We start from the raw sequence: 23,632 nt of genomic DNA on the forward strand, positions 1-23,632 counted from the left end.
GGTCTTCATCCGCTAAAAGGCTACAATAGGATAGCGAGGTGAGCGTGTGACAACCAAAAAACGACTATGGATCGGTTTAATCGGCTTGTTGATTTGTATTTTAGGCCTACTAGGCACGAGAAATGATGCATCACTATATCAACAACCGATTATTCAGATTACCCAAGTTAAAACGACCGACAAAACGAAGTCAATCGATGATTATCAAAATCAAGATACCGATGTGACCCAACAAGTCACCGGGACCTTTTTAAATACGACGGCTAAGGGCCGTTCGATTCAATTGCAAAATCGCTACACCGTTTCTCAAGCGTCGAGTTTTCGGTATTATCGCGGTCAGCAAGTTTATTTACATCAAGATACAACGAGCCACCGTTATACGCTGAGTGAGCCTAAGCGGGATACCGTGGTGGTTGGGGTGGTTTTAGGGACCTTAACCTTATTATTAGTCGTCATGTTTAACCGGGGGCTTAAAACGATTCTGAGCATCGGGTTAAACCTACTCTTATTTATCGTCGCGATTCGGTTGGACGTTGCTTTAGGTGGCCGCTGGTTATTACCGTTAATGGGTAGCTTGGCGATTCTATTGACCGCTTTGACATTAGTCTTGATTCTAGGCCCGAACCGGCAATTTTTAGTGTCGTTTTTAGCGACGATTAGTGCCACTTTTCTGGCCTTATTGATCAGCGTTGTGATTTTAAAAATCACCAACGATCAAGGCATTCATTATGAAACGATGGCTTATGAATTACAGCCGTATAAAACCGTCTTTTTGGCGGAAGTCTTATTAGGCATTTTGGGTGCGGTGATGGACGAGACAACCGATATTTCATCGTCACTGCAACAATTAGTGTTGGAACAACCGACGGTCACCCCGAATCAATTATTTAAATCGGGATTGGCAATCGGTCGTGAAATTATCGGCCCACTCGTCAATGTGTTGTTTTTCATCGTGATGGCCGAGGCGTTTCCGATTATGTTATTGTATTTGCGTAACGGGAATACGATTGCCTACACGTTATCGCGCACGATGACGATCGGGTTTACCCAAACGGTGATTAGTGCGATTGGCATTACCCTGGCCGTACCAGTCACAAGCTTTTTAGCGAGTCGTTTAGTGGGGGTGAAAACCGCATGATGGTGTTAACATTCGTCCTATTAGGCTTACTAGTCCTCGTTTGTGGTCCGCAAGGCTTGACGATTTTCTTCAGTTTAGGGTTAAACTTCGTCGTGATTGTTCTGGCGTTAGTGTTGGTGGCCGGCGGGTTTAATCCGCTGGTCATTCTAGGGCTATTGAGTCTAACGTTGTTGGCGACGTCGATTTTCATGAATACGAAACAACCGTTAACGGCTAAAACCGCCTTCTGGACGGCGTTAATCGTGGTGGCGGGCTTGTTACTGATTATTGGGCCGTTAAGCACGCTAGCGGCCACGTACGGCTTTGGTGCGGAAGATGCTGAAGAGATTGAAGGTTTTAGTTTGGCCATCGGTCTCTCTTTCCCACAGATTAGTTTGTTGATGATGACGATTGGGAGTCTAGGCGCGATTGCCGAGACGAGCATTGCAGTTGCCAGTGGCTTGGTCGAGATTTTAGAATATGATCAAACGATTGCACCGGCCAAACTGTTCCATGCGGGGTTCGAAATTGGTGAAAAAATTATTGCGACCGCGTTTAATACGTTGTTCTTCAGTTTTTTCGGCAGTTTCTTATCGTTAACGATTTGGTTTATCCAACTCGGGTATCCGTTAGCCAAAATTTTAAATCATCAAATTTTAATGGGCGAAGTGATTTCGTTATTAGTCGGCGTCATTGGGGTCGTCTTAACGGTTCCGATGACCGGCTGGCTCTTGAATCGGTTTAGAAAAATTAAATCTAATGAAGATTTATTAAAGAAACCTTGAAAAAAAAGTAATTTCAGCTTAAAATGAAGTAATATATGCACGAAAGGAGGAAACGCGTAATGTCACAAAACTTACATGTTAGTGTTTCTGGCAACCGTCGTCCTATTAACGTAAAAAATACTAAAAAACGGATGGACGAAACAGCCGCTGTCTTAAACTTCTTAAAGGAACGTAAAACAGCCAAATAATTATATGACTAATATAATAATGTTAAAAGCACACTCACTGCCGACGATTAATCGTTAAGCAAGGGGTGTGCTTTTTTACGGTTTAATTTTAGGTAACAAAAAAACCATGATTGATTTGAAATAATCAATCATGGTTTTTTAACGCATGTTTTTTAATTAAAAGACACGTACGGCGAATGATGGCATGAAGTAGCTTGAAATCGTACCAATTTTAACTGATTCGCCAGGTTGTGGTGCGTGGACGTATTGACCACCACCGATATAAATTGCATCGTGATATGAAGCGCCTGAACCACCCCAGAATAAAATGTCACCAGGTTGAAGGCTGTTTAATGAAACACGTTGGCCAGCACCTTCTTGAGCAGTTGTGACACGGCCCAATGATTTTCCAGCTTGACCGTAAGCGTATTGAACTAAACCAGAACAATCAAGACCAGTTCCGGGTGTTGTCCCACCCGAAACATAAGGTGTGCCGATTTGTGATAAGGCAGCATTGACAACGGTTGATGTGCTACCAGTTGCTTGTGTATTCGTGTTCGTTGTTGTTTGGGTATTAGTCGTTGTTTGAGTTTGTGTTGAACTTTGAGAAGCAGCAGGTGTTGAAGTTGCTTGTGATTGACTTGTTGCGGGTGTTGAAGCAACTGAACTGCTTTGTGCAGGTGTGCTAGTAGCAGCGGCTGTTGAAGTTGAAGTTGCTGGTGTTTGTTGTGTTTCAGTTGAGGCCGTTTCTGCAGCTGATGATGAGCTGACAGTGGCTGTACTACTTTCAGTAGCAGCCGGCGTTGTAGTAGTTGTTGTTGGTGCCGTTGCAGCGATGGTCTTAACAGCAGGGGCTGTTGTGATTGGTGTCACGTTTGTTAAGCTTGGGTTGTTTAAAACAACGTAGCTAGCAGGCACCCAACCATTACTTTCTAATTGATACCAAGTTGTGCCATTAGCAACCTTAGTGTTGATGACGTTTTTAGTTGCGCCATAAGCTAAGTATTGGCCAGTTGGTTGGCTAGCTGATGTGTCAGACCAAACAGTCGTTGCGCCAGATTGGAAGTTAGCTGTAACAGTATCTTTAACAGCTGTTGTAGTCGCTGTCGTTGTAGCAGCGGCTTTAACTGTGCCACCAGCCGTGATGAATTGGCTTGAAACCCATTCGTTATTGCCTAAGTTGTACCAAGTTTGGCCGTAAACTTGTTTTGTTGATTCGATGTTAACTTGTTGATCTTTAGCTAAATAGCGACTTGGTTTTTGACCAACTTCAGGGCTAGTCCAAACGGTTGTTGCGCCGTCAGTGTAGTTAACAGTGCCGGTAGTTGCGGCTTGTGCTTGGTTAGCTTGAACACCCATTAGAACAAGTCCTGCTAAACCAACGATACTTGATGATAAATAAGTCATTTTTTGCTTTTTCATTATATTTGTAAATCTCCTTCAAGATTAGATTAATTTTAGTTTAATTTTAGTTTACTTGCAACGGTTATAAGCATAGCATCTCAACGTGACAAAACTGTTACATAAAAGTTAGTGCGGTGTTACAACTTTCTTAAGATATGACGCTAAATAAGACTAATCTATTGTGAACGTCAAAAAAAGCCTACTTATTAGACGAAAAGTAGGCTTGAATCTGAATGATTAAGTTATTGTGTGATGGTCCCAGTTTGCGTGGTATCGGCAGTTGTGTCAGCAGCCGTTGTGCCAGTTGTATCAGCCGTTCCGGTGGTGTCAGTTGTCCCGGCTGTCGCATCTGTAGTCTGGGCAGTGGTATCAGTTGTCGTCGCTACGGTATTGTTCGTATTATAAGTATCAAATTGGGTTTTAGCATTGGTAATCAGTGCCAAATATTTCGTTTTAAAAGCTTTGTGACTCGCCTTATTAACCATTGATTGTGCGTAAGGAAAATCGTTGGTCGTCAAGGTGGCGGGAATCGTGGTGTGATTAGCATCGGTAAACAGATTATTGACGGTCGCAATCGCTTCTAATTGTGTTTTAGCTTCATTATAGTTAGCAAGTTTCTTAGGGTGACCCGTGTAATCTGATTCTTGTCCGATTACCGCGTCACTTTTAACGATGCCCTCTTTGTCAAAAAAAGCACTCGTTTTAACGGTTGATGTGGTGGCTTTATCCGTTGTTTGGGTTGATTCTTTTGAAGATGATTCTGCAACCGGTGTAGTATCACCAGTGACTTTTGCGAGGTCTTTTTGAGCAGATTCAAACGATTTTTTAGAAGAACTATGAATGCCACTCATATAGAGGTTAGGCGTAATTTTGCTATCGAGCGTTTTAGCGGCTTTGATAATCGTCGCTTTCTTATCAGCGGTTAAGTTAGCTGTTTTTTTGTGCGCATCATCGACATAAAGTTGATTGACTTTTTGCACGTACGATTCGATCTGAGATTCAGTCTTCGTCGCTGCTTCAGGGACCGTCGTTTTATTTTGACAACCCGTTAAAATGAAGGCAAAGGTCATCACTAATAATAACGGAAGGGCTAATTTTTTCATGTTGGAACCACCTTATTGTTAGGATATTTAACTTATAATATACCATGAAAGTGGCGGGGATAAACAGTGATTGCAGATATTTGTCGCAATTATTCGGCTAGTTAGTGAAAAAATGGACGAGGGATAATAAACGAAAATTCCTAATTCGGAATTTTGCGGTTTTCAGACCAGTTTTGGGACAGATTATCATGTACTTTCCGCCGCGACTGGCGTACACTGAAAGTAGAATTATGAGAATAATTTAATGATTGAATCACGTAAAGGAGCGATACACATGGAATCAGCTTGTACAACAATTTTAGTCGGTAAAAAAGCATCATTAGATGGTTCAACAATGATTGCCCGTAATGATGATACTTTTAGCCCCTTAACCCCCCAACGTTTATATATGAATCCGGCGGTTAAAGGCCGCAAAGGCGCCAAGATTAAATCTTGGTTGAACGGTTTTGAAGCCGAATTACCTGAAAATGGTTACCGGTGGCCAGCCGTTCCGAATGTGGATTACAAACACAATGGTTATTATGACGAAAGTAGCATTAATGAAGTCAACGTCGCAATGAGCTGTACTGAAAGTACGTATGGTAACGAGAAATCATTAGCCTATGATCCTTTGGTCAAAGACGGCTTAGATGAAGATTGTATGCAAGCCATGGTCGCACCTTATATTGATTCAGCGCGCGGCGGTGTTGAATATTTAGGTAATTTGATCAAACAATACGGTTCACCCGCTGGTAACAGTGTCTTGTTCAGTGATCACGATGAAGTTTGGTATATGGAAATCGTCACAGGGCATCTTTGGTTAGCCCAACGGATTCCGGATGACAGTTACGCAGTTGCTGCCAATCAAGTGGCCATTCAACAAGTTGATTTTACTGATACCGACAATTTCATGTGGGCTGAAGGCATTCAAGACTATGTTGAAACCCATCATTTGAATCCTGATAAGACGGGCTGGAATTTCCGCCATATCTTCGGCACAATGAATGAAAAAGATCGTCATTACAATACACCACGGGTTTGGTACGCACATCATTTATTCGATAGTGAATTTGACATGAGCCCTGAATCAGCGGATCTCCCTTTTATTCGCCGAATTGAACATCAAATTAGTGTTGAAGATATCGAAATGTTACTAGGTTCACACTATAATGAAACGGAATTTGATCCAATGGGTCACGGGGCTGACGCTGATAAATATCGTTATCGTCCAATCGGTTTAAACCGGACGCAAAATGCGCATATCTTACAATTGCGCAACGATGTCCCTAAGGAACAAGCCGCAGTGATGTGGATTACACTTGGGATGCCAACGTATACGCCATTCATTCCGTTCTTTACGAATGCCAACGATACCGATCCTAGTTTCAGTGAAACACCAATGACTTGGGACATTAATAGTGCTTATTGGATGTATCGGACGATTTCCGTTTTAGTCGAAGGTCATTACAGCCAACATCTCCAAAAAGATGTCGATTATTTGACGGAATGCAAAAAAGAATTGCGCACGATGTTGGATGCAATTGAAGTTGAAGCACATCAATATCAGGGCGAAGCGCTTACAAAATTCCTAACTGAAAAAAATTATTTGATTGTTAAAACGATGAAAGACAAAGCAATGGGCATGATTGGTGAACTTGTAATGTCAGGAATTAATTTATCGAAATTGACATTTAATATGGATAAAAATTTATAAAATAATAACTAATAAGAGCATTAGCGTGGGTTTAACGCTAATGCTTTTTATTTAACAAGGTTAATCAGTATGCTCAAATAGTTGAAAATTATGATTTGGTTAATAAAAACGGGTCAATAGTGAAATGGTGGGGAGAACAATTTAATTGTTTTGGATTAAATGCAAAGGCATCCATTTGTTGAAAACAGGTAGTTCTTTTTTTGAAAATATGTGCTAGTATATTGAGAGTAAATAAATTCAAACCATTAATTGTTTCTGTCCAATACAATTGAATTGTTAATCTAAAGGAGCCGAAAATATGTCTGCAAAAATCACCGGAAAATACTCAGAAGACTGGGAAGTTGTCACTCACTTATCATTAATCTATCGTTGGATTATCAGTAATCTTAGCGATTTTGTCAGTGGCGAAAGTTTAAATTATAAAGTGTCATTTGATCAATTTTTAATCATGTATGAAATTGCTACGAATACGAACTTAACGGGGAGTATTTTAGCCAAAACGATGAGTGTCAGCCGTTCTGCAATTTCACGTCAATGTCGTCTTTTAAAAGAAAATGGCTACGTCGTTGAAGAACATTTACAAACTGACCAACGGGTTAAATTCTTAAGTTTAACGAAACAGGGCCAAGAAGTCTTGGACCGTTTAGTGAGCCGTTATGTTGAAAAGTATCATGAAATTGAAAGCCAAATGGGTCGCGAAAAAGTTGACGGTTTATTGAGCTTTGTTGATCAATTCTATACTGATGTGATTGAACCAAGTGAATATGAGGATAACAAGATGGGTCGTTCATTCTTGAACCGTGTTCAAAAAATGAGTGACGCTAAATAAAGCCGATATCAGCGCGTGTGATAAGCTGATTAAGGTTTGATTAAAAAGGTCGTTGATTACGAAAAGTAATCAATGGCCTTTTTGTGTGTTGGTCGATTGAGGGTTGTAACTTGTTATGAAATTGCTTACAATTGTGTTATTAAAGGATTGATAGGGGTCGATATCATGGAAAAAATTCTCGCAATTAACGCAGGTAGTTCTACTTTGAAATGGCAATTATTTGAAATGCCGGCAGAACGGGTCATCGCTAAAGGCATGATCGATCGGTTGGGCCTACCGAATTCCGTATTTACGGTAAAATTTGGCACCGAAAAATTTAAAGAAGTCCAAGATATCAAAACACATAAACTAGCAGCGACGCTCTTATTAACCCGTCTAAAAGAACTTGGGATTGTTGAACATTTGGAAGAAATTACTGGGGTTGGCCACCGAGTCGTCGGTGGTGGTGAAGCCTTTAAAGATTCAACGGTCATCAATGCGGTTGGGCTGGACGAAATTAATCGTTTAGCAGAATACGCACCGTTGCATAATCCAACGCAGGCTTACTATATTAAGATTTTTACGGAGCTATTGCCGGATGCACCGGAAGTCGCTGTTTTTGATACGTCATTTTACAGTACGCTACCCAAAGAAAATTATTTGTATAGTATTCCAACTGAATATTATGAAAAATACGGCGCGCGCAAATATGGGGCTCATGGAACGAGCCACCGCTACGTCTCCCAACGAGCTGCTGAAATCTTAGAGGTGCCGTTAACTGAACAGAAGATGATTACCCTCCATTTAGGCAGTGGTGCGTCAATTACCGCGGTTGAAAATGGTGAAGCCGTTGATACCTCAATGGGCTTTACACCGCTGGCTGGGATTACAATGGGCACGCGATCAGGCGATATCGATCCGTCATTAGTGGCCTTTTTGGCTGACAAGTTGGCGATTAGTATGCCTGAAATGATTAATATTTTGAACAAGAAATCTGGCTTATTAGGGTTGTCCGAATTATCACCCGATATGCGCGATTTAGAGGAGACCGCGGCAACCCGTCCACAATCCGCCTTAGCGTTGAAGATTTTTGTCAATCGCGTTGTGAAGTATGTCGGATCGTACGTTGCATTGATGAACGGAATTGATACATTGGTCTTTACAGCGGGGAGTGGCGAAAACGGCAGTGAGTTGCGGGCCGATATTTGTCAACAATTAGCTTGTTTTGGTGTAGAATTAGATGCAACCAAAAATAAAGTCCGCGGCAAAGAACAGATTATCAGTACACCAACTTCTAAGGTTAAAGTCTTAGTGGTGCCAACCAATGAAGAATTGATGATTGTGCGCGATGTCATGCGGTTAAAATAGATGGAGTGATTTTAAATGCCACAAAAACCATTAGCGGAATATGAAGTCGATATTCCAAGAGTCAGTGCGCGCTTAGTTGATCAACCGGCGATCCAAGCCTTTTTTGACGGGTTAACCCCGGGATATCAACGTGAATGGGCCCGCTACGTTTACGGTGCGGTTGCTGAGGCGACGCAACAGAAGCATTTTGACGAGATGTGCCAGATTTTAACAGCCGGGTATAAATCTAAACGGGGTTATAGCCAGGCGAAGAAAAAATAAAAAATTTTTTAAGCGTCAAAGACTTAGCAATTAAAGTCTTTGGCGCTTTTTTAGTTGTCTTTTTATGAACCGTTTACATTTTTAGCTTGAAATCTGAAAATGAGACCGCTATAATAAGTGTCATGATAGTTAGTAAAACGTTTTACTAACCGCTAAAAAAGGATTCGGAGGTCAATATAATGAATATTGAAAATATTTTAATTGGGTTATTACCAATGATTGGTTGGGGTGTTTTTCCGTTACTAGTAGGTAAGTTTGGTGGCAAACCGGCTAATCAATTGATTGGGACCACATTTGGGACATTAATTTTAGCGATTATCGTGATGGTTTTCCGCGGTACTCCGATTCCTGAAACTAAAACTTTTATTTTCTGTTTAATCTCTGGTGCTTGTTGGGCATCAGCACAAAGTATCACATTTAAAGTTTTTGAAATGATGGGTGTTTCACGGACGATGCCGATTACGACTGGATTTCAATTAATTGGCGCTTCGGTCTGGGGCGTTTTAGTGTTAGGCAACTGGATCAGCTTTCAATCAAAAGTGATCGGGTTCATCGCAATTGCTTTAATTATCGTGGGTGTCTATTTAACCGCTTGGACTCAGAATAAGACGGTTGAAAGTAAATCGGCGGCGACTAAAGGTGTTTTATTATTACTAGTTGGCGAATTGGGTTACTTAGGTTATTCAGCTTTTCCGCGCGCTGTTGATGCGAACGGGTTTGAAGGTTTCTTGCCACAAGCTTTAGGGATGGCAATCGTCGGGGCTGTTTTTGCACTTGCTCATACGAATAAAGACTCACATCCTTTCAGAGAAAAATCTTCTTACACCAATTTAATTAGTGGGTTATTCTTCGCCTTTGCCGCTTTAACATACTTAATTTCAGCACAACCATCTGTTAACGGTTTAGCAACTGGTTTTGTTTTATCACAAACGAGTGTGATTGTAGCCACTATCGGAAGTATCTTCTTCTTACATGAAAAGAAAACTAAAAAAGAAATGATTGCAGTACTCGTTGGCCTATTATTAGTCTTGGTTGCCGGTTCTGTCACAGCATTTATTAAATAAAAAGGGGAATACTATTATGCGTAAAACAAGAGTGATTAATTCACAAATCTCAAATATTATCTCAGACATGGGACATTTTGATACAATGAGTATTGGAGACGCTGGCATGCCAGTACCTGTTGATACGAAAAAAATTGATGTTTCAATCGAAAATGGAGTGCCTAGCTTCATGCAAGTTTTGGAAAACGTCTTAAGCGAACTAGAAGTTCAAAAAGTTTATTTAGCCAAAGAAATGATTGACCAAAATCCAGAACAACTGGCTAATGTTAAAGCGCTAATCGGTGATACACCCATCGAATTTATTGAACACGAACAAATGAAACAAGATCTAAGTAAGGCTAAAGCATTCGTCCGGACTGGCGAAATGACCCCTTATTCAAACATTATTTTAGAAAGTGGCGTTGTCTTTTAGCGACTAGGAGGAAAATCAAATGAAAAAAGTAATGGTATTAGGTTCAACCAATGTTGATACGATTCTAGGTATCCAACGTTTCCCACAACCTGGCGAAACACTGGCGATGAATTCACGCTCAGTTGCCGGTGGTGGCAAAGGCGCTAACCAAGCAATCGCGGCCGTTCGTTCTGGTGCACAAACAGCCTTTATTAGTAAAATTGGTCACGAAGGTGCTGCCGATTTTATGTTAGAGACGTTTAAAAAAGACGGGATGAATATTGATCACGTCACTATGTCAGAAACAGCTGGCACGGGTCAAGCCTACATCATGGTGGACGAAGCGGGTCAAAATAGTATTTTAATCTACGGTGGTGCTAACCAAGACATCACAATTGCTGACATTCATCAAGCAGAAGCCGATATTAAAAATGCTGATCGCATTGTGGCACAATTTGAAGTGCCAGTTCCAGCCGTCATTGAAGCTTTCAAGATTGCACGTGCTAATGGCGTTCAAACCATTTTGAACCCAGCGCCAGCGATTAAGAATATTCCCGCTGAATTATTGGCAGTGACTGACATGATTGTCCCAAATGAAACGGAAGCTGAAATCATCACGGGGATTAAAGTAACGGATCAAGCATCTATGCAAAAAAATGCTGAAGCGATGTTTAAAATGGGCATCAAAGTGGTCATTATTACGGTTGGTGACAAAGGTTCGTTCTACGCAACACCAAGTCAGACAGGTTTTGTACCGGCCTTCAAAGTAACTGCTGTTGATACGACCGCTGCTGGGGATACTTTCATTGGGGCGCTAAGTACTCAATTAGAAATGGATTACAGCAATATTGAAGTGGCAATGACGTATGCCAATAAAGCCTCATCGATTGCCGTTCAAACTAAAGGTGCCCAAAACTCAATTCCTTATGCAAAAGATATTCAACTTTAAATCGATATTTACCAAAGCCAAACTAATCGAAAATCGAATAGTTTGGCTTTTTGTTTAAAGTGAAGGGTATTAAAGGTATACTTTAATGGAGAACTTAACAATCGGGGGTCATTAAGTGGTACGTAAAGTAACGATTAAGGACGTAGCGGCCTTAGCGCAAACGTCAGTCACAACGGTTTCACTGATTTTAAATCATAAAGGACAACGGTTTAGTCCAGAAACAATCGATCGGGTTCGTAAAGCGCAAGTTAAATTGGGGTATACGCCGGACTATTTCGCACAGAACATGGTCAATAAACAAACGCGGACGATTGCGGTCCTAGTGCCGGATATCAATAATCCTTTTTTTAGTGAATTCATTCAAGGAATTGAAGAAATTGCGTATCAGCATGATTTTATTCCGCTGGTGTATAGTGCGGGAACCCAAAATCAAAAAGTAAATTATTATTTAAAAGAATTGGTACGACGCAAAGTCGATGGTTTAATTTTAGCCGTTTCTGGTTTAGATGAGGTTATTTTGCGCCAACTTGCTAGCCAACAGATGCCTTACATACTATTAGATCAGTCTGAAAAACAACACCAAAGTGATGAGATTATGGTCCAGGATTTGATTGGTGGCCAATTAGCGACTGATTATTTAATCCAACAGGGTCATCGTAGAATTGGAATTGTTCTACCTGCCAATAGTGCGTGGAATATTGAACAACGACTGTTAGGTTACCGAAAAACATTAGCAGCTCATCAGATTACCGTTCAAGAAGACTGGATAATAAATACTGAGCTGTCAAAAAAAGGCGGGTATCAAGCAACCGACCAAGTGATTGCGAGTGGGGTGACGGCTGTTTTTGCCGTCAATGATGAATTAGCAATCGGATTATACCGGGGTTTTGCGGAACGCCAATTAAGCATTCCTGAAAACTTATCGATTGTCGGTTATGATAATGTTGATTGGTGTGAATACGTGAGACCTAAATTGACAACGGTGAGACAACCGATATTCGAATTAGGCCAAGAAGCGGCTCGGTTGCTATTGGACCGGATTGCGGATCCTAAAAAAGCGATTCAGCAACGGATATTAGCGGTTGATTTAATTAAACGGGATAGCGTCCAAACTGTATCACCTGGGAAATAGTCGCTAGATAATTAAAAAGTAATTTTCTGAAAATATAAGACTGTAAATTAACTTGAAAACAGTGTAAAATAAGAAACGTAAACAAAAAATTAAAGTGAGGTTACTTACACATGGCTAAATTAGTATTTATTCGTCACGGACAAAGTGAATGGAACTTATCAAACCAATTTACAGGTTGGGTTGATGTTAACTTAAGCGAAGAAGGCGTTCGCCAAGCTCAAAACGCTGGTGCTTTATTGAAACAAGAAGGCATCCTTTTTGACCAAGCTTACACATCAGTATTGACTCGTGCCATCAAGACATTACACTATGCCCTTGAAGGTTCAGATCAATTATGGATTCCAGAAACTAAATCATGGCGCTTAAACGAACGTCATTATGGTGCATTACAAGGCCAAAACAAAGCTGAAGCCGCTGAAAAATGGGGCGACGAACAAGTTCACGTTTGGCGTCGTTCATACGACACACTTCCTCCACTATTGGATGCAAGTGATGAAGGTTCAGCAGCAAACGACCGTCGTTATGCACACTTAGATCCTAAAGCTATTCCTGGTGGCGAAAACCTTAAGGTTACTTTGGAACGTGTTATCCCATTCTGGGAAGACGAAATCGCTCCAAAATTAATCGATGGTGAAAACATCATCATCGCTGCTCATGGTAACTCATTACGCGCTTTGACTAAATACATTGAAAACATCTCTGATGAAGACATCATGGACGTTGAAATGGCAACTGGCGAACCAGTTGTTTACGATTTAGACGAAAACTTAAACGTTGTTAGCAAGAAGAAATTAAACTAATTTAAGAGTACTGACCACCCTGGTCAGCTTCTGAGTATAGTGCAAAATAAGCGCGTATCTTCCGAACTTTGGGAGATATGCGCTTATTTGTAACTAGACGGAAGAAGCTGGGGTGGACAGCACGTTTTGAATAGCAGAGTGCGAATGGTTGCGTTCAGCAACTGAGCATTAATAAAAAATCCCATTAATCCAGATTTTAGGATTAATGGGATTTTTAGATTAAGCGGAAGTTGTTGCGAACAGGAGCATGTTTAATAAACTTACATAAATAGGCTAACCCTTCAATGGGTTAACCTATTTTTTTGCCTGAAAATGCAGGTTAGGACGCTTTTTTTAAATATTATAGGGACTGGTAATGAAGAGGTGCACTTTTGATCTGAGCGCCCTATCAAGCATCGGCAATATGTATATATATTCAATAACTAAATAATTTTAAGTCCATAACTCAAAAGTTATGAACCATTATCTTATAAAATTAGTTTAGGCTATTTCCTAACGGTTTGCAACCTTTTTGATAAATAAAGTTGACGATATTAATGATTCGTACAATGCGCGGTGCATTAATATATATGCGTATTATTACTTATTATACTTTCATTTTGTATATATTTACATCTGCACTTTGTTAAACGATTACATTAGTAGTGTCACTACTCTTGAGTTGTGAAGAACTTGAATGAAAATTTGAAGTAACTGAACTATGGGGGCAGCGTGATATGAAAAAATATAATGCGTATTTAGTGACAATGATGACATTAGTTATAGCAATATTGACGGTTTTAATATCAGTGACGGTTGTCACAGCGGCTGGTAGTGAATCGGAATCAAAGGAAGTTAATTATCAAAGTTCGTTATCTAATGCCAGTGGGATTAGCAGTGAAAGCCAATCGACGAATATAGATTCAAGTGTGAGTGGCACTAATAGTGTTAGTTATGGGGAAAAAATTCAATAATTCGACAAACGCAACCCAGTGCATTGCCTAAGTCGGTAACTGATCCATTGCAGATGGGTTCGATGGTTATTGGGAAAAGTACCTTGATGTATATGGTTGGGCCGAAACAAGCAAATGATAATAAAGTTATTCCGAATAGTGATATTTATATAAATGTTCGTGAAGGATCATTTTTAGTTGGTCGGAACAATTTTAATTTACAAACAGCTAATAATGCGGGGAAATCTGAAAGGTGGCTATCAATTCATGGTGATAGTGACACAAGTGATACTAAGGTTAAACAAATACTCAATGGTGCATCACAGCTGTTAATAGGGACAAGTGGGGATGAAAGTGTTGGTGGTATTATAGGCCCTTATGAGAATAAAGTGGCGACCCAAACCGGTATGAGTCTGAGCCAGGATGGCATACTTCGGGAAAATATTAATTATCAATATTTTATAGAGGGCACTGTTACGACATTTACCGATGTAGTTCAGTTTGTTCCAACTGAATGGGGAACGGTCATCGTTAAAGAACATGTAACGAATACGTCTGGTCGCGATTTAAAAGGTGTTTTTTTTGGGCGATCTATTGATACAGATATGCGGCCGTTTGCCAGTGGCGTCGATGGGGATTATGCGATTGGCGATAAAGTGGCTATTAGATTTCTTGGTAATCAACGGGGACTTTACGAAGATCAAAATATTCCAGCGACAACAACGGCTTCAAACGATGGGATTCCTGCTAAATATCCGGGAGGTAGTGCGCGATTGTCCTATAGCTTTGATATGCAAGATGGGACGGGGCCTGAAGCGTGGACTGCATTATATTATTCAGATGTGACCATGGGCGGGGGTGCAGGTTTTATTGGGGGCTACAAGGGGAATGCTTTCAAGAATACGACTACGGATTTGGGTATGGCTTCAGTTAGTGGCGGCGTTGGTGATTCTGGTAGTGCGGGTAGTGTTGCAATTCAAAATGTTAATACAGAAATTGCGATGATGTGGTTATCGAAAGATATGCCAGCAGGTGCTTCTCGGGATTTGAGCTATGAAGTTGGCTTTGGCGGTCAAGGCCAATATAAATTACCAGAAGTCACTTTAGATCAAAGCCCGCAAGCCTTATTTGATGGCAATAATGTTCAATTAACTGGAACTGTCACCGATGCGGACAACGAAGGTAAGATAGAACAGTTGAAATACCAGGTGCAACACGCTAATGGAACAATTGGGACTGCTAAAAATCTAACGACCATCACTAATACAAAAGTCGGTACGGCGAACAAATATGTCGGGACAGCGGATGCAGTTGCGGATAGTTTAGCAGTAGGTGACCGAATTATAGTCTGGGCAGTGGATGCCGATGGCAATCTATCCGTTAATAAAGAATATACAGATTTAGTAGCGCCAGCAGTAACTGCCGCTAAAAAAGTTAAAAATATCACGACAAATGAAACTAAATATGCAAACAGTACGATCGCATCAGTGAAAGATGAAGTTGGTTATCAAGCAACGATTAAGGTTTCTGGAACCGCAACTGCAGCTTTAGCAAAAGGGGCGATCTTAAAAGATGTATTAGATAACGATTTAACTGCTAAAGCTGGTAGTGCTCAAATTAATTACTATAATGCTAGTGGCACGTTGTTAAGTACCCAAAAAGCAGATTTCAATGCGCAAGGTCAACTAATTACTAATACAGATGTTCCAATCGGTGGCTATTTAGTGGTTACTTACACAGCAACGGTTAATAGTAATAATAAAGATAAAATTGACAACATTATCAGCGTGACTGGCGAGGGGCTAAAAAACAGTGCTAGCTCTAATGCGGCGACCGTTAATATTAAAAAAACGGCTGTAATTGATACGTTAAAACAAACGATTGAGAACATTACGGCTAAAACCTCTGAAAGTAAGGACGAAACAGAAGGGCATATAGGAGATGTTATTCGGTATACATTTACCGCACACGTTAAAGCTGATAGTGGTACTACATTGAAGAGTTTCGTTTTAAATACTCAGGAGAATAATAATAGTCATGTAACGGATTCTAGTGGTTCACTAAATGTCGATTCAAATCAATATAATTTTCAATATCAACTAAAAGGGACAACAACTTGGGCTGATTTAGATAAAAGCGGGCTCAAAGAAGTTACAGGTGGGGTTCGAATTACACTACCAGATGGTCAAGTTGCTTTAGACAATGACGATACGATAACCATTCGCTATTCAAAATCGATTAAAAGTGCACCTATTGAGAATAAGTATCTCTATAATGACGGTTTAATTGGTAATGTCGGAGCAAATAGTACAAGGGTTAAGACGTTGACGAACACTAAGATCACCGTTCGCTATGTCGATTTGGATGAAGATTTAACCAACCCTGATACTAAACCGACTCAGGTCGCAGATGAAATTCAAGTAACTGGTAAAATTGGGTCTAAATTATCAGAGGGGACACCGACTATTACGGGTCGCGTGGCACCTAAGATTGTGTCGGACTATACGGTGTTGTGGGTCACTGAAGATGCCGATTTAACCAGTGCGACTTGGCAAGCGGCCTATAAAGATGATCCTCAATTTGAAACGACGGATCGAGTGATTACTTATGGTTATAAGAAAGCAATGCTGACGATTGATGCACCTAAGGCTTGGAATTTTGGAACGTATAATGCAACTCAGGCGGATAATACCTATTATCTCTCTGGAAGAGGGAAAACAAAGTCGCAAGTTGCTGTTGTTGATTATTATGGTGTTCAATCTTGGCACTTGAAGGTTCAACAAAATGATCAATTCAAAGATACAGAAAGCCATGAGTTAACAGGGGCAGAGTTGCGAGTTACTAACGGTGATGTATCGACGAGCAAGCTAAATACTGCGCCGGGAGATATCACTTCTAAATCTCAATTTAGCTTAACCGCGGGTTCTAATAGTCCGACTGAAATCATGAGTTTCGATCGGACTGGGACTTACCAAAGTCAAAATAATGATACAAGTTCTGTAACAAGTCCATACACGGATGCGGGTCAAGGTATTTGGTATTACAATTTTGGAACGGGTAAAGCCAGTGAATATAGCGTTGGATTACATGTGCCAGCGACCACTAAACGATACGAGACGCATTACACAACAGAATTGACGTGGTCAGTAACGGTTGCGCCATAGGAGGAATTCAAGCGTGCTTAATAAGAAACAACTTAAACGATTTATATTTACGGCAGGGATAGTCCTGTTGGGCTTAGTAAGTTTTAGCCAACCAGCAGAAGCTGCAACTCAGACTCAGAACGCTGACTTTGAAATCCAACCCATCTTACCAAGCGAACAAGTGGATAAAAGTTTGAATTATTATGATGTGAATTTCAAACCGGGTTCGACTCACGTGATTAAGATGAAGGTTCAGAACTTTACAGATCATAAAATCACATTGAAAAGTGATTTACAAAATGGGATGACTCAAAATGGCGGTGGGATGAAGTTTCAAGCAGCAACTAAAGGCTTGGATGCTAGTTTAGCGGTACCATTTACTAAAATTGCTTCTATTAAAAAAGCGGACCAAGTACTTCATCTTGGCCCGCAGGAAGCAACGACAATTTCAGTCACAATCAAAATGCCGGAAGAAAAATTTAGCGGCATGATTGCAGGTGGCTGGCATTTCATTGAATATTTAGATAAAAGTGGAAACGAAAGTCAATCAGTTTCAAGTAATTATGCGTATATGGTCAGCGTTAATCTACGTGGCTCGAACTATAAGGTTTATCCAGAGTTGAAATATGATTCAACGAAACCGATGTTATCGAGTGGTCATCCCGCGATGGGGATTAAACTGCGCAATGTTAAACCAATGGTTTTAAAAGATGTCCATTTTAAAGCAGTGCTCTATAAAGAAGGTTTATTCAGTAGTAAGCGAGTCTATGAAAAAAGTGGTTCAAGTATTGCACCAAATTCGTCAGTAATTTTACCGATTTCTTGGAATTATAAGACTTTGAAACCGGGTAAGTATCACGTAGACGTAAAAGTGACTGGACAAAATTTATGGAATAAATTGCCGATGACATGGACTTTCAAGAAGAGTTTCAATGTCAAGAGCGAAGATGTTAAGAAAATTAATCAGCAGGCAATTCAACGTCCTGTCAATAAGTGGGCATACGTTGCCGCTACTAGTGGTTTAATGATGTTAGTTTCAGCAGTTGGTTTGTATCGTGTGATTCGGATTGGCCGCTAATCATGATGAAACAGTTTAAATATTATGGTAGTTGGCTACTGATAGCCTTGGCAACGGTACTGTTGATTGCTAGTCCGGTTAACGCGAAAGCAAAAGCTAAAAAACAGAATATCCCGACGGAATCTAAAGCAACTTTTATGCTGATGCCAGAATTACCAGGTGACAATCTCGGGGGAGATCATCTCGGTTACTTTAATTTATCGATGAAGAAACAGAAGACACGTGAGGTGCGACTTAAGCTTTTTAACCCGACAAGCCATTCAATGACGGTTTACGGGCAAGTCAAGAACGCAACAACTAATGATAATGGATCGGTTGATTACCTTGGAACCAATCGCATTAATACTCAGCTGTTACCACAGCCTGGTAGTGAACTAGTCACTGTTCCGAAGAAGACTAAGTTACAGCCGAATGAAACCAAATGGCTCACGGTCAAAATCAAGCGCGGTGCCCAATTGTTTAAGGGCCAGAAGGCCACAGCAATTAATCTGAGCGCCTATCAATTTAATCAAAATACAACGATTAAGAATCATTTTGTCTATGCAATCGGATTAATTCTTAATGGCCAAAAGTTGGCTAAAACGGATTACAAAAAGATTGAATCGCCGAAAATTAAAACGCGTTTTGTTGCCAAAAAAGCGGCTATTAGCGTCCGAATCGATAATCCAGACCCGACTTATTTGACCAAAGCCACAATTGATGTGACGTTGCAAAATAAGAAATGGGGCTTGATCAAATATCAAAGTAGCCGCAAGAACCGCAAAATCGCACCGAATTCCAGCTTCTACGATAACCTCATGTTAGGCGGTAAACGATTAGTTCCTGGTGTGTATCAGATGACTTTAACCGTGAAGAGTGCTCAATATCAACGCACGATTCATAAATATGTCAAGATTACAAAATCAGATGCTAGTTATATTAACCGGTACAACTACGAATATCTTAAGAACCGGAATTTGATATTGCTCGGAATTGTTTGTTTGTTAGTGATTATCGGAACGATTGTTGGCTTCCGATTCAGACGAAAGAGGGATTTGAATGCAAAAAATGGTGAATAAACTAGGCTATAAGAAGACGAAATGGGGCATGATTGCGCTGGTAACGATACTAACAATCATATTTGCTGCCAGTCTGACGTTAGCAATTATTGCTTACCATAATTATAACGTCTACACCACGATTACCATGTAGTTTGTGTGTGATCAGGCAATTTTGTACCACCAAATAATTGATTATCACCATGTTTATTAAAAAAGTTGTTTACTTATTTTTATAAATATGATATAATAAAAACGCACTTTATGTGCTAAAAAATCTAGGGAGGAATTTCAAATGAAATTCACAATATTAACAAGCTCAGTATTAGCTGGCGCAACTTTACTTTCAATCTTGGCACCTACTGCGACATTCGCAGCAACTGACGGCACTGCCGCTGGTAATGGTGGTACTGAATTACCACAAACTGATAAAACTGAAGTCGGTATCTCATTTGGTGATAACACGCATAATGCAAACACTGGCTACTTACGTCTTCAAATGGTACCCCATGTATTAGATTTTGGTAACCATCAATTACTGGATGCTGCTTACCCAACATTCTCAGCTGATGGGACTAATGATGGTAAAACAGCAAATGATCGTCATCCAAACTATGATAACGGTGATGCAAATATGACTGCCACGTTAAACACATCTGATACTAAATTAGATAAAGTTAATGGAGATGTTTGGGCAACTGTTGTCGACAAACAAGTAACTCGTGATAACGTTGATGCTAACAACACTGCTGCTTCAGGTACATGGACATTGAGCGTTAAAGCTGACAATGGTTTAGCTGCTGTTTCTACTAGTGGTGCTCGTAGCACAACTGATGTTGTTGATGGTGCTTCATTATCATTTGCTAACACTGCAAGTGCTCAAACTTCTGATGTATTCGGCTTAACTAGCGAAGCGCAAGATGCTACATGGGCTACTGACTTAGCAAATGCTGCTACTACAGAGGTTGTTAAGCCTGTCAGCACTGTAAATGATGCTACCCTTTCATTGATGAATGATGGTTCAGGTAACGAAGCGACAGTTGCAGTTGCACAAGATGGCGAAGGCCAAGGTGCTGATGTCTTCGGTTGGAAGAAATCAGACGTTAAATTAACAATGCCTAAAGCTGCTGCAGTAAGCAATGCTGTTTATAAAGCTAACTTAACATGGACATTATCAGCAACAGTTGCCTAAGTTTAGGGACTTAGATTAATTAGTTTGATTAATTATAGAAGTGGTCGATAGCTCACCCTCAACTTGCTAGCGACCACTTTGTTACATAGCAATATACAGAGGGATGAGGAAAATACAATGAATAATAACATAGGTGTCTATCGTAGTTTTCAGGAATGGTATTTAAAATCGACGAAACTTGAACAGAAGATGGATTTTATAGCCAGTCAGTATGATGTCAATTACGGGCAGTACCTAACTATGAAGTACATTTCAGACGACGGGTGCAACGAGCCTACATTATTGGCTGATGTTTTTGGGGTCTCGCGTCCAGCCATTTCTCGGAAATTAAATGCTCTTTATGAGAAACGTAAAATTGTAAAAAAGCATAATGATCCAAGTGATCAGCGAAAGGTACGCTTGGTATTGACCACCAGTGGTAAAAGTGATTTAGTCAAAATGGATGCGGCCTATCAAGCGTGGTTTGCTGAAGAAGTTCTAAATAATGCGGATATTAATGTGGGTTTATTGAAGCAGCAGATGGATTTAATTATAGATCGAATTCCAAATAACTAATATATTTGATTTTAAAAGTAATTATAAATCTATATGCAAGAATGATCTGAATCGATTGATTCAGGTCTATTTTTATGCAGAAAGGAGTGTATTTATTGGTGTACACGACAGGTCACTGTCATTGTGTGGTGTATTTTCAGTGGTCACTAATGTTTGGTATCTTGTTAGTGACCAGCTCGATATTTATTTAGAAGGAGGAATTTAACCATGGGATTATTTGGAAACATGATGGACAATGCAAAGAAGGCCGGTGTTAAGAAGTATAATGCCGATAAACAAGCAGCCGAGCGAAAAGCTGAGAAAAAGGAAGCAAAAGAGGCTCAAGAACGCCAAGACGCTTACAATGAATGGATTGGCGATGCGGTTGATAAGGCAACGAAAGATCAATTATAAATTTTTTAGAAAAGCGTCTGGTTTAAATCAGACGCAAACCATACGCAAATCAGAAGCTTTTTTAGAATATTATCAGAGATGATAGGATTCGTTTTTAATATTTAATAATGAAAATAACCCTCATATCGACTGTGAGGGTTATTTTTTGCTTAAAAATGGCTAGAACTTAGCGACTAACTTGCCTAACACCTGATGATTCTGAATAGCGGTGAGCCCCGCTGGGATTTGGTCAGGGGTCAAAATTTGGCTAATCATTGGATCAACGATATTTTTAGCAACTAAATCGAGTAACTCAGAAGTCATTTGTCCTAGGTCTCGAATTTGGGCGAGGTTACCGCTGCGATGAACGCCACCTAAATCGATTTTACTGTAGGTTAGGGCTTGCGGCCAAGTCAAGGCAGTTGTTGGTGGATTCTGAATACAAATGAGTTGGCCATTGTAAGCCAGTTGTGGCAGTGAACGGTCCGCATCGCCCGCGGTGTTAATGATAATATCGACCCCGTTTCCGTGGGTCAATTCAGCTATTACCTGATCAACATCTTCATGGCGATAATCGATTAAAGCGTCGGGCTGAAGTTGCGCTGCAAACTCAGCTTTTTCTGGTGAGACCGTTGTGAAAACTCGCTTTCCCGCATAGCGTGCCAGTTGAATCGCCATCGTCCCGACACCGCCAGCACCGCCTTGAACTAGTACTGTTGATGAGGCACTCGAAAGATTGGCTTTCCGAAACAGTGCTTGGTAGGCGGTTAGTCCGGCGCACAGACTGGCGGCTGCACGTTCGAATGTAAGTGCGGTGGAAATCTTACTAATCGCGGCTGCGGGCAGATTAGCAGCCATTGCAAAGACGCCATTTTTGGCGAGATTTGCGTGACCGGCAACGCGATCGCCTAGATGGTATTCAGTCACATCTTGGCCGACAGCCGTGACAATGCCGGCAATGTCTAAACCAATCGTATGTGGAAATCGCCAATCGGAATGGCCAGATTCAATTGTTTTGTAGTCAACGGGATTTAAACCAACGGCCTTGGTTTGGATTTGAATTTCATCATTTAATGGGGCTGATAACGCAATTTCTTGCCAGTTGAGTTGTGAGATTAAGTGATTATTAGGTTCTGAAACAACAAGTGCTTGCATAGCGCTGGACTCCTTTATGTAAAGTTTGGCTAATGACAATTATGGGGGATGTATCATGATTATACACTTATAAGCTAAAAGGTTATTGAACATCACTCGAAAAAAATTGTGTGTTGTAGAGGGGTGCGGGTCTAAAATGATGTCCTGGGAAATAGAGGCCAGACTATTTGTTGGCAATATCAGTAATGGATGCTAATTGGCTGAGATAACAGCTTTGCAAGCAACTGTGTCCAGTAATTAGCCAAAGGCAAGGACGGCTGTCTTGGCAATCGAAGCGGTATCGGGTATGCTAAAAATAAAGCGAGAAAGGCGGTATCAGATATGGAATTTGGTGAACAACTGAAAAAGATTCGAACCATACAACAGCTGACTCAGGCGCAGTTCGCGGTTCGCATCAATGTGACTAGGCAAGCTGTTTCAAATTGGGAGAATAATCGAAATTTACCGGACTTAGAAATGGTGATTCTGATAGCGACTATTTTTAACCTGTCACTTGATGAATTAATTTTAGGAGGAACGCATGTGAATAATATGACTGAAAAACTAATTAAAGATGGTCGTGAAACCAGACGCGCGAAGTTTAACTTAATAACGGTACTGATTGGCGCTTTTCTCTTAATTCTCGGCGTTGTTTGTTTTCTGATTAAGGGTAATTCAGTAGAGTATGTCGATTCAACTGGGCTTTTACACGAGAATTTCTATTTGTTACCGATTGGTTTTGCTTTCCTGTTTGCTGGGCTGATGGTGTTTGCGGTAATGGGCTTAAAAACGTTAGTCGGGATTTTTAGAACAAAAAAATAGAGATAACTTAAAAGATGTTCACGATTTGGTGAAGGTCTTTTTTTTAGCTGTTATAATTGTCGGGCGCTGTTGATAATAACTTCAGGATGACAGCGAATAGCGATTTTTTAGAAATTGATAGGTGTCCGCCAAGTCCTTAAGAATATGACGATAGACTTAGAGGTCTTATTATAGATATAATTATATTTTTATTATATAATTGAGTACAACCTTTATTTTAGAATGTGTCGAAAATTTCAAGTTTAAGTTAGCCACTTTTAGTTACTATGTTTTAGGTCTTAGTATCTAGCTATCGAACTGAAATGAGTTGAACCCTGTTTGTTAA

General features: G+C 40.3%; 24 protein-coding genes. 21 read left to right on the top strand and 3 right to left on the bottom strand.

Translation table 11 applies throughout. The features are described 5' to 3' along the window. Positions 1-46: 46 nt before the first annotated feature. Genes LFUMFP_RS00845 through LFUMFP_RS09990 form a run of 3 tightly spaced genes read left to right on the top strand, consistent with a single transcriptional unit; the run spans position 47 to position 2,090 of the window. Entirely contained in the window at positions 47-1,138 is a 1,092-nt protein-coding gene (locus LFUMFP_RS00845; RefSeq protein WP_025083694.1) for a YibE/F family protein, read from the top strand. Continuing rightward, the gene (locus tag LFUMFP_RS00850; RefSeq protein ID WP_025083695.1) at positions 1,135-1,902 is read left to right on the top strand and encodes a YibE/F family protein; all 768 of its coding nucleotides are present in this window, start codon (positions 1,135-1,137) and stop codon (positions 1,900-1,902) included. The genes LFUMFP_RS00845 and LFUMFP_RS00850 overlap by 4 nt, the downstream gene beginning before the upstream one ends. 59 nt (positions 1,903-1,961) lie before the next feature. Next, positions 1,962-2,090 carry a hypothetical protein gene (locus tag LFUMFP_RS09990; protein ID WP_268870693.1) on the top strand — a complete coding sequence of 43 codons (129 nt, stop codon included), beginning with the start codon at positions 1,962-1,964 and terminating at the stop codon, positions 2,088-2,090. 156 nt (positions 2,091-2,246) lie between these two features. On the opposite strand, the gene LFUMFP_RS00855 is transcribed toward LFUMFP_RS09990, so the two are convergent. Together LFUMFP_RS00855 and LFUMFP_RS00860 are read right to left on the bottom strand one after the other, a co-directional pair. Next, on the bottom strand, positions 2,247-3,491 hold the full coding sequence (locus tag LFUMFP_RS00855; protein ID WP_106482860.1) for a C40 family peptidase: 1,245 nt from the start codon (positions 3,489-3,491) through the stop codon (positions 2,247-2,249). Between the two features lie 224 nt (positions 3,492-3,715). Continuing rightward, positions 3,716-4,576, bottom strand: a complete 861-nt coding sequence (locus tag LFUMFP_RS00860) for a toxin Cry1Ac domain D-VI-related protein (RefSeq protein WP_106482861.1) — start codon at positions 4,574-4,576, stop codon at positions 3,716-3,718. 268 nt (positions 4,577-4,844) lie between these two features. Here LFUMFP_RS00860 and LFUMFP_RS00865 point away from each other — a divergent pair, with 268 nt between their 5' ends. The 17 genes from LFUMFP_RS00865 to LFUMFP_RS00940 all read left to right on the top strand — a co-directional run bounded on the left by LFUMFP_RS00865 (position 4,845) and on the right by LFUMFP_RS00940 (position 21,372). Next, positions 4,845-6,269 carry a C69 family dipeptidase gene (locus LFUMFP_RS00865; RefSeq protein WP_025083698.1) on the top strand — a complete coding sequence of 475 codons (1,425 nt, stop codon included), beginning with the start codon at positions 4,845-4,847 and terminating at the stop codon, positions 6,267-6,269. 298 nt (positions 6,270-6,567) lie between these two features. Then, positions 6,568-7,098, top strand: coding sequence for a MarR family winged helix-turn-helix transcriptional regulator (locus LFUMFP_RS00870; RefSeq protein WP_025083699.1), 531 nt, complete (start codon positions 6,568-6,570; stop codon positions 7,096-7,098). 165 nt (positions 7,099-7,263) lie between these two features. Continuing rightward, entirely contained in the window at positions 7,264-8,445 is a 1,182-nt protein-coding gene (locus tag LFUMFP_RS00875; protein ID WP_025083700.1) for an acetate/propionate family kinase, read from the top strand. Between the two features lie 15 nt (positions 8,446-8,460). Further along, positions 8,461-8,706, top strand: coding sequence for a YdeI/OmpD-associated family protein (locus LFUMFP_RS00880; protein ID WP_106482863.1), 246 nt, complete (start codon positions 8,461-8,463; stop codon positions 8,704-8,706). A 179-nt stretch (positions 8,707-8,885) separates the two neighbouring features. Beyond that, positions 8,886-9,770 carry a ribose/proton symporter RbsU gene (gene rbsU / locus LFUMFP_RS00885; RefSeq protein WP_106482864.1) on the top strand — a complete coding sequence of 295 codons (885 nt, stop codon included), beginning with the start codon at positions 8,886-8,888 and terminating at the stop codon, positions 9,768-9,770. A gap of 16 nt (positions 9,771-9,786) precedes the next feature. Then, a complete protein-coding gene (rbsD, locus tag LFUMFP_RS00890) occupies positions 9,787-10,182 on the top strand; it encodes a D-ribose pyranase (protein WP_106482865.1) in 396 nt (131 codons plus the stop codon). Positions 10,183-10,201: 19 nt separating this feature from the next. Continuing rightward, positions 10,202-11,110 carry a ribokinase gene (rbsK, locus tag LFUMFP_RS00895; protein ID WP_106482866.1) on the top strand — a complete coding sequence of 303 codons (909 nt, stop codon included), beginning with the start codon at positions 10,202-10,204 and terminating at the stop codon, positions 11,108-11,110. Positions 11,111-11,225: 115 nt separating this feature from the next. Further along, on the top strand, positions 11,226-12,242 hold the full coding sequence (gene rbsR / locus LFUMFP_RS00900; protein WP_106482867.1) for a ribose utilization transcriptional repressor RbsR: 1,017 nt from the start codon (positions 11,226-11,228) through the stop codon (positions 12,240-12,242). A 110-nt stretch (positions 12,243-12,352) separates the two neighbouring features. Beyond that, a complete protein-coding gene (locus tag LFUMFP_RS00905; protein ID WP_025083713.1) occupies positions 12,353-13,042 on the top strand; it encodes a 2,3-diphosphoglycerate-dependent phosphoglycerate mutase in 690 nt (229 codons plus the stop codon). A 716-nt stretch (positions 13,043-13,758) separates the two neighbouring features. Then, positions 13,759-13,995, top strand: a complete 237-nt coding sequence (locus tag LFUMFP_RS00910; RefSeq protein WP_106482868.1) for a hypothetical protein — start codon at positions 13,759-13,761, stop codon at positions 13,993-13,995. A gap of 23 nt (positions 13,996-14,018) precedes the next feature. Further along, entirely contained in the window at positions 14,019-17,138 is a 3,120-nt protein-coding gene (locus LFUMFP_RS00915; protein ID WP_233210605.1) for a WxL domain-containing protein, read from the top strand. A gap of 13 nt (positions 17,139-17,151) precedes the next feature. Next, the gene (locus tag LFUMFP_RS00920; protein ID WP_158697709.1) at positions 17,152-18,195 is read left to right on the top strand and encodes a WxLIP family cell surface protein; all 1,044 of its coding nucleotides are present in this window, start codon (positions 17,152-17,154) and stop codon (positions 18,193-18,195) included. A 5-nt stretch (positions 18,196-18,200) separates the two neighbouring features. Further along, positions 18,201-19,253 carry a DUF916 domain-containing protein gene (locus LFUMFP_RS00925; protein WP_158697710.1) on the top strand — a complete coding sequence of 351 codons (1,053 nt, stop codon included), beginning with the start codon at positions 18,201-18,203 and terminating at the stop codon, positions 19,251-19,253. Then, positions 19,234-19,386 carry a hypothetical protein gene (locus LFUMFP_RS09785; protein ID WP_158697711.1) on the top strand — a complete coding sequence of 51 codons (153 nt, stop codon included), beginning with the start codon at positions 19,234-19,236 and terminating at the stop codon, positions 19,384-19,386. The genes LFUMFP_RS00925 and LFUMFP_RS09785 overlap by 20 nt, the downstream gene beginning before the upstream one ends. A gap of 141 nt (positions 19,387-19,527) precedes the next feature. Next, the gene (locus LFUMFP_RS00930; RefSeq protein WP_106482872.1) at positions 19,528-20,424 is read left to right on the top strand and encodes a WxL domain-containing protein; all 897 of its coding nucleotides are present in this window, start codon (positions 19,528-19,530) and stop codon (positions 20,422-20,424) included. Between the two features lie 117 nt (positions 20,425-20,541). Then, positions 20,542-20,979, top strand: a complete 438-nt coding sequence (locus LFUMFP_RS00935) for a MarR family winged helix-turn-helix transcriptional regulator (protein WP_106482873.1) — start codon at positions 20,542-20,544, stop codon at positions 20,977-20,979. Positions 20,980-21,186: 207 nt separating this feature from the next. Continuing rightward, positions 21,187-21,372 (top strand): hypothetical protein, encoded by a 186-nt coding sequence (locus LFUMFP_RS00940; protein WP_106482874.1) that lies wholly within the window; start codon positions 21,187-21,189, stop codon positions 21,370-21,372. Between the two features lie 159 nt (positions 21,373-21,531). Here LFUMFP_RS00940 and LFUMFP_RS00945 read toward each other — a convergent pair whose 3' ends face one another. Then, on the bottom strand, positions 21,532-22,506 hold the full coding sequence (locus LFUMFP_RS00945) for a zinc-binding dehydrogenase (RefSeq protein WP_106482875.1): 975 nt from the start codon (positions 22,504-22,506) through the stop codon (positions 21,532-21,534). A gap of 321 nt (positions 22,507-22,827) precedes the next feature. Between LFUMFP_RS00945 and LFUMFP_RS00950 the strand changes: the two genes are divergently transcribed. After that, a complete protein-coding gene (locus LFUMFP_RS00950) occupies positions 22,828-23,307 on the top strand; it encodes a DUF3955 domain-containing protein (protein WP_106482876.1) in 480 nt (159 codons plus the stop codon). Positions 23,308-23,632 lie beyond the last annotated feature (325 nt).

Source organism: Latilactobacillus fuchuensis, from assembly GCF_900258455.1.
Lineage (GTDB): Bacteria > Bacillota > Bacilli > Lactobacillales > Lactobacillaceae > Latilactobacillus > Latilactobacillus fuchuensis.

Excerpts from the sequence above, each read along its gene's own strand:
- LFUMFP_RS00850 (WP_025083695.1), top strand. The coding sequence starts at position 1,135 with ATGATGGTGTTAACATTCGTCCTATTAGGCTTACTAGTCCTCGTTTGT.
- LFUMFP_RS09990 (WP_268870693.1), top strand. The coding sequence starts at position 1,962 with ATGTCACAAAACTTACATGTTAGTGTTTCTGGCAACCGTCGTCCTATT.
- LFUMFP_RS00855 (WP_106482860.1), bottom strand. The coding sequence starts at position 3,491 with ATGAAAAAGCAAAAAATGACTTATTTATCATCAAGTATCGTTGGTTTA.
- LFUMFP_RS00860 (WP_106482861.1), bottom strand. The coding sequence starts at position 4,576 with ATGAAAAAATTAGCCCTTCCGTTATTATTAGTGATGACCTTTGCCTTC.
- LFUMFP_RS00870 (WP_025083699.1), top strand. The coding sequence starts at position 6,568 with ATGTCTGCAAAAATCACCGGAAAATACTCAGAAGACTGGGAAGTTGTC.
- LFUMFP_RS00875 (WP_025083700.1), top strand. The coding sequence starts at position 7,264 with ATGGAAAAAATTCTCGCAATTAACGCAGGTAGTTCTACTTTGAAATGG.
- LFUMFP_RS00880 (WP_106482863.1), top strand. The coding sequence starts at position 8,461 with ATGCCACAAAAACCATTAGCGGAATATGAAGTCGATATTCCAAGAGTC.
- rbsU (WP_106482864.1), top strand. The coding sequence starts at position 8,886 with ATGAATATTGAAAATATTTTAATTGGGTTATTACCAATGATTGGTTGG.
- rbsD (WP_106482865.1), top strand. The coding sequence starts at position 9,787 with ATGCGTAAAACAAGAGTGATTAATTCACAAATCTCAAATATTATCTCA.
- rbsK (WP_106482866.1), top strand. The coding sequence starts at position 10,202 with ATGAAAAAAGTAATGGTATTAGGTTCAACCAATGTTGATACGATTCTA.
- LFUMFP_RS00905 (WP_025083713.1), top strand. The coding sequence starts at position 12,353 with ATGGCTAAATTAGTATTTATTCGTCACGGACAAAGTGAATGGAACTTA.
- LFUMFP_RS00910 (WP_106482868.1), top strand. The coding sequence starts at position 13,759 with ATGAAAAAATATAATGCGTATTTAGTGACAATGATGACATTAGTTATA.
- LFUMFP_RS00925 (WP_158697710.1), top strand. The coding sequence starts at position 18,201 with ATGAAACAGTTTAAATATTATGGTAGTTGGCTACTGATAGCCTTGGCA.
- LFUMFP_RS09785 (WP_158697711.1), top strand. The coding sequence starts at position 19,234 with ATGCAAAAAATGGTGAATAAACTAGGCTATAAGAAGACGAAATGGGGC.
- LFUMFP_RS00930 (WP_106482872.1), top strand. The coding sequence starts at position 19,528 with ATGAAATTCACAATATTAACAAGCTCAGTATTAGCTGGCGCAACTTTA.
- LFUMFP_RS00935 (WP_106482873.1), top strand. The coding sequence starts at position 20,542 with ATGAATAATAACATAGGTGTCTATCGTAGTTTTCAGGAATGGTATTTA.
- LFUMFP_RS00940 (WP_106482874.1), top strand. The coding sequence starts at position 21,187 with ATGGGATTATTTGGAAACATGATGGACAATGCAAAGAAGGCCGGTGTT.
- LFUMFP_RS00945 (WP_106482875.1), bottom strand. The coding sequence starts at position 22,506 with ATGCAAGCACTTGTTGTTTCAGAACCTAATAATCACTTAATCTCACAA.
- LFUMFP_RS00950 (WP_106482876.1), top strand. The coding sequence starts at position 22,828 with ATGGAATTTGGTGAACAACTGAAAAAGATTCGAACCATACAACAGCTG.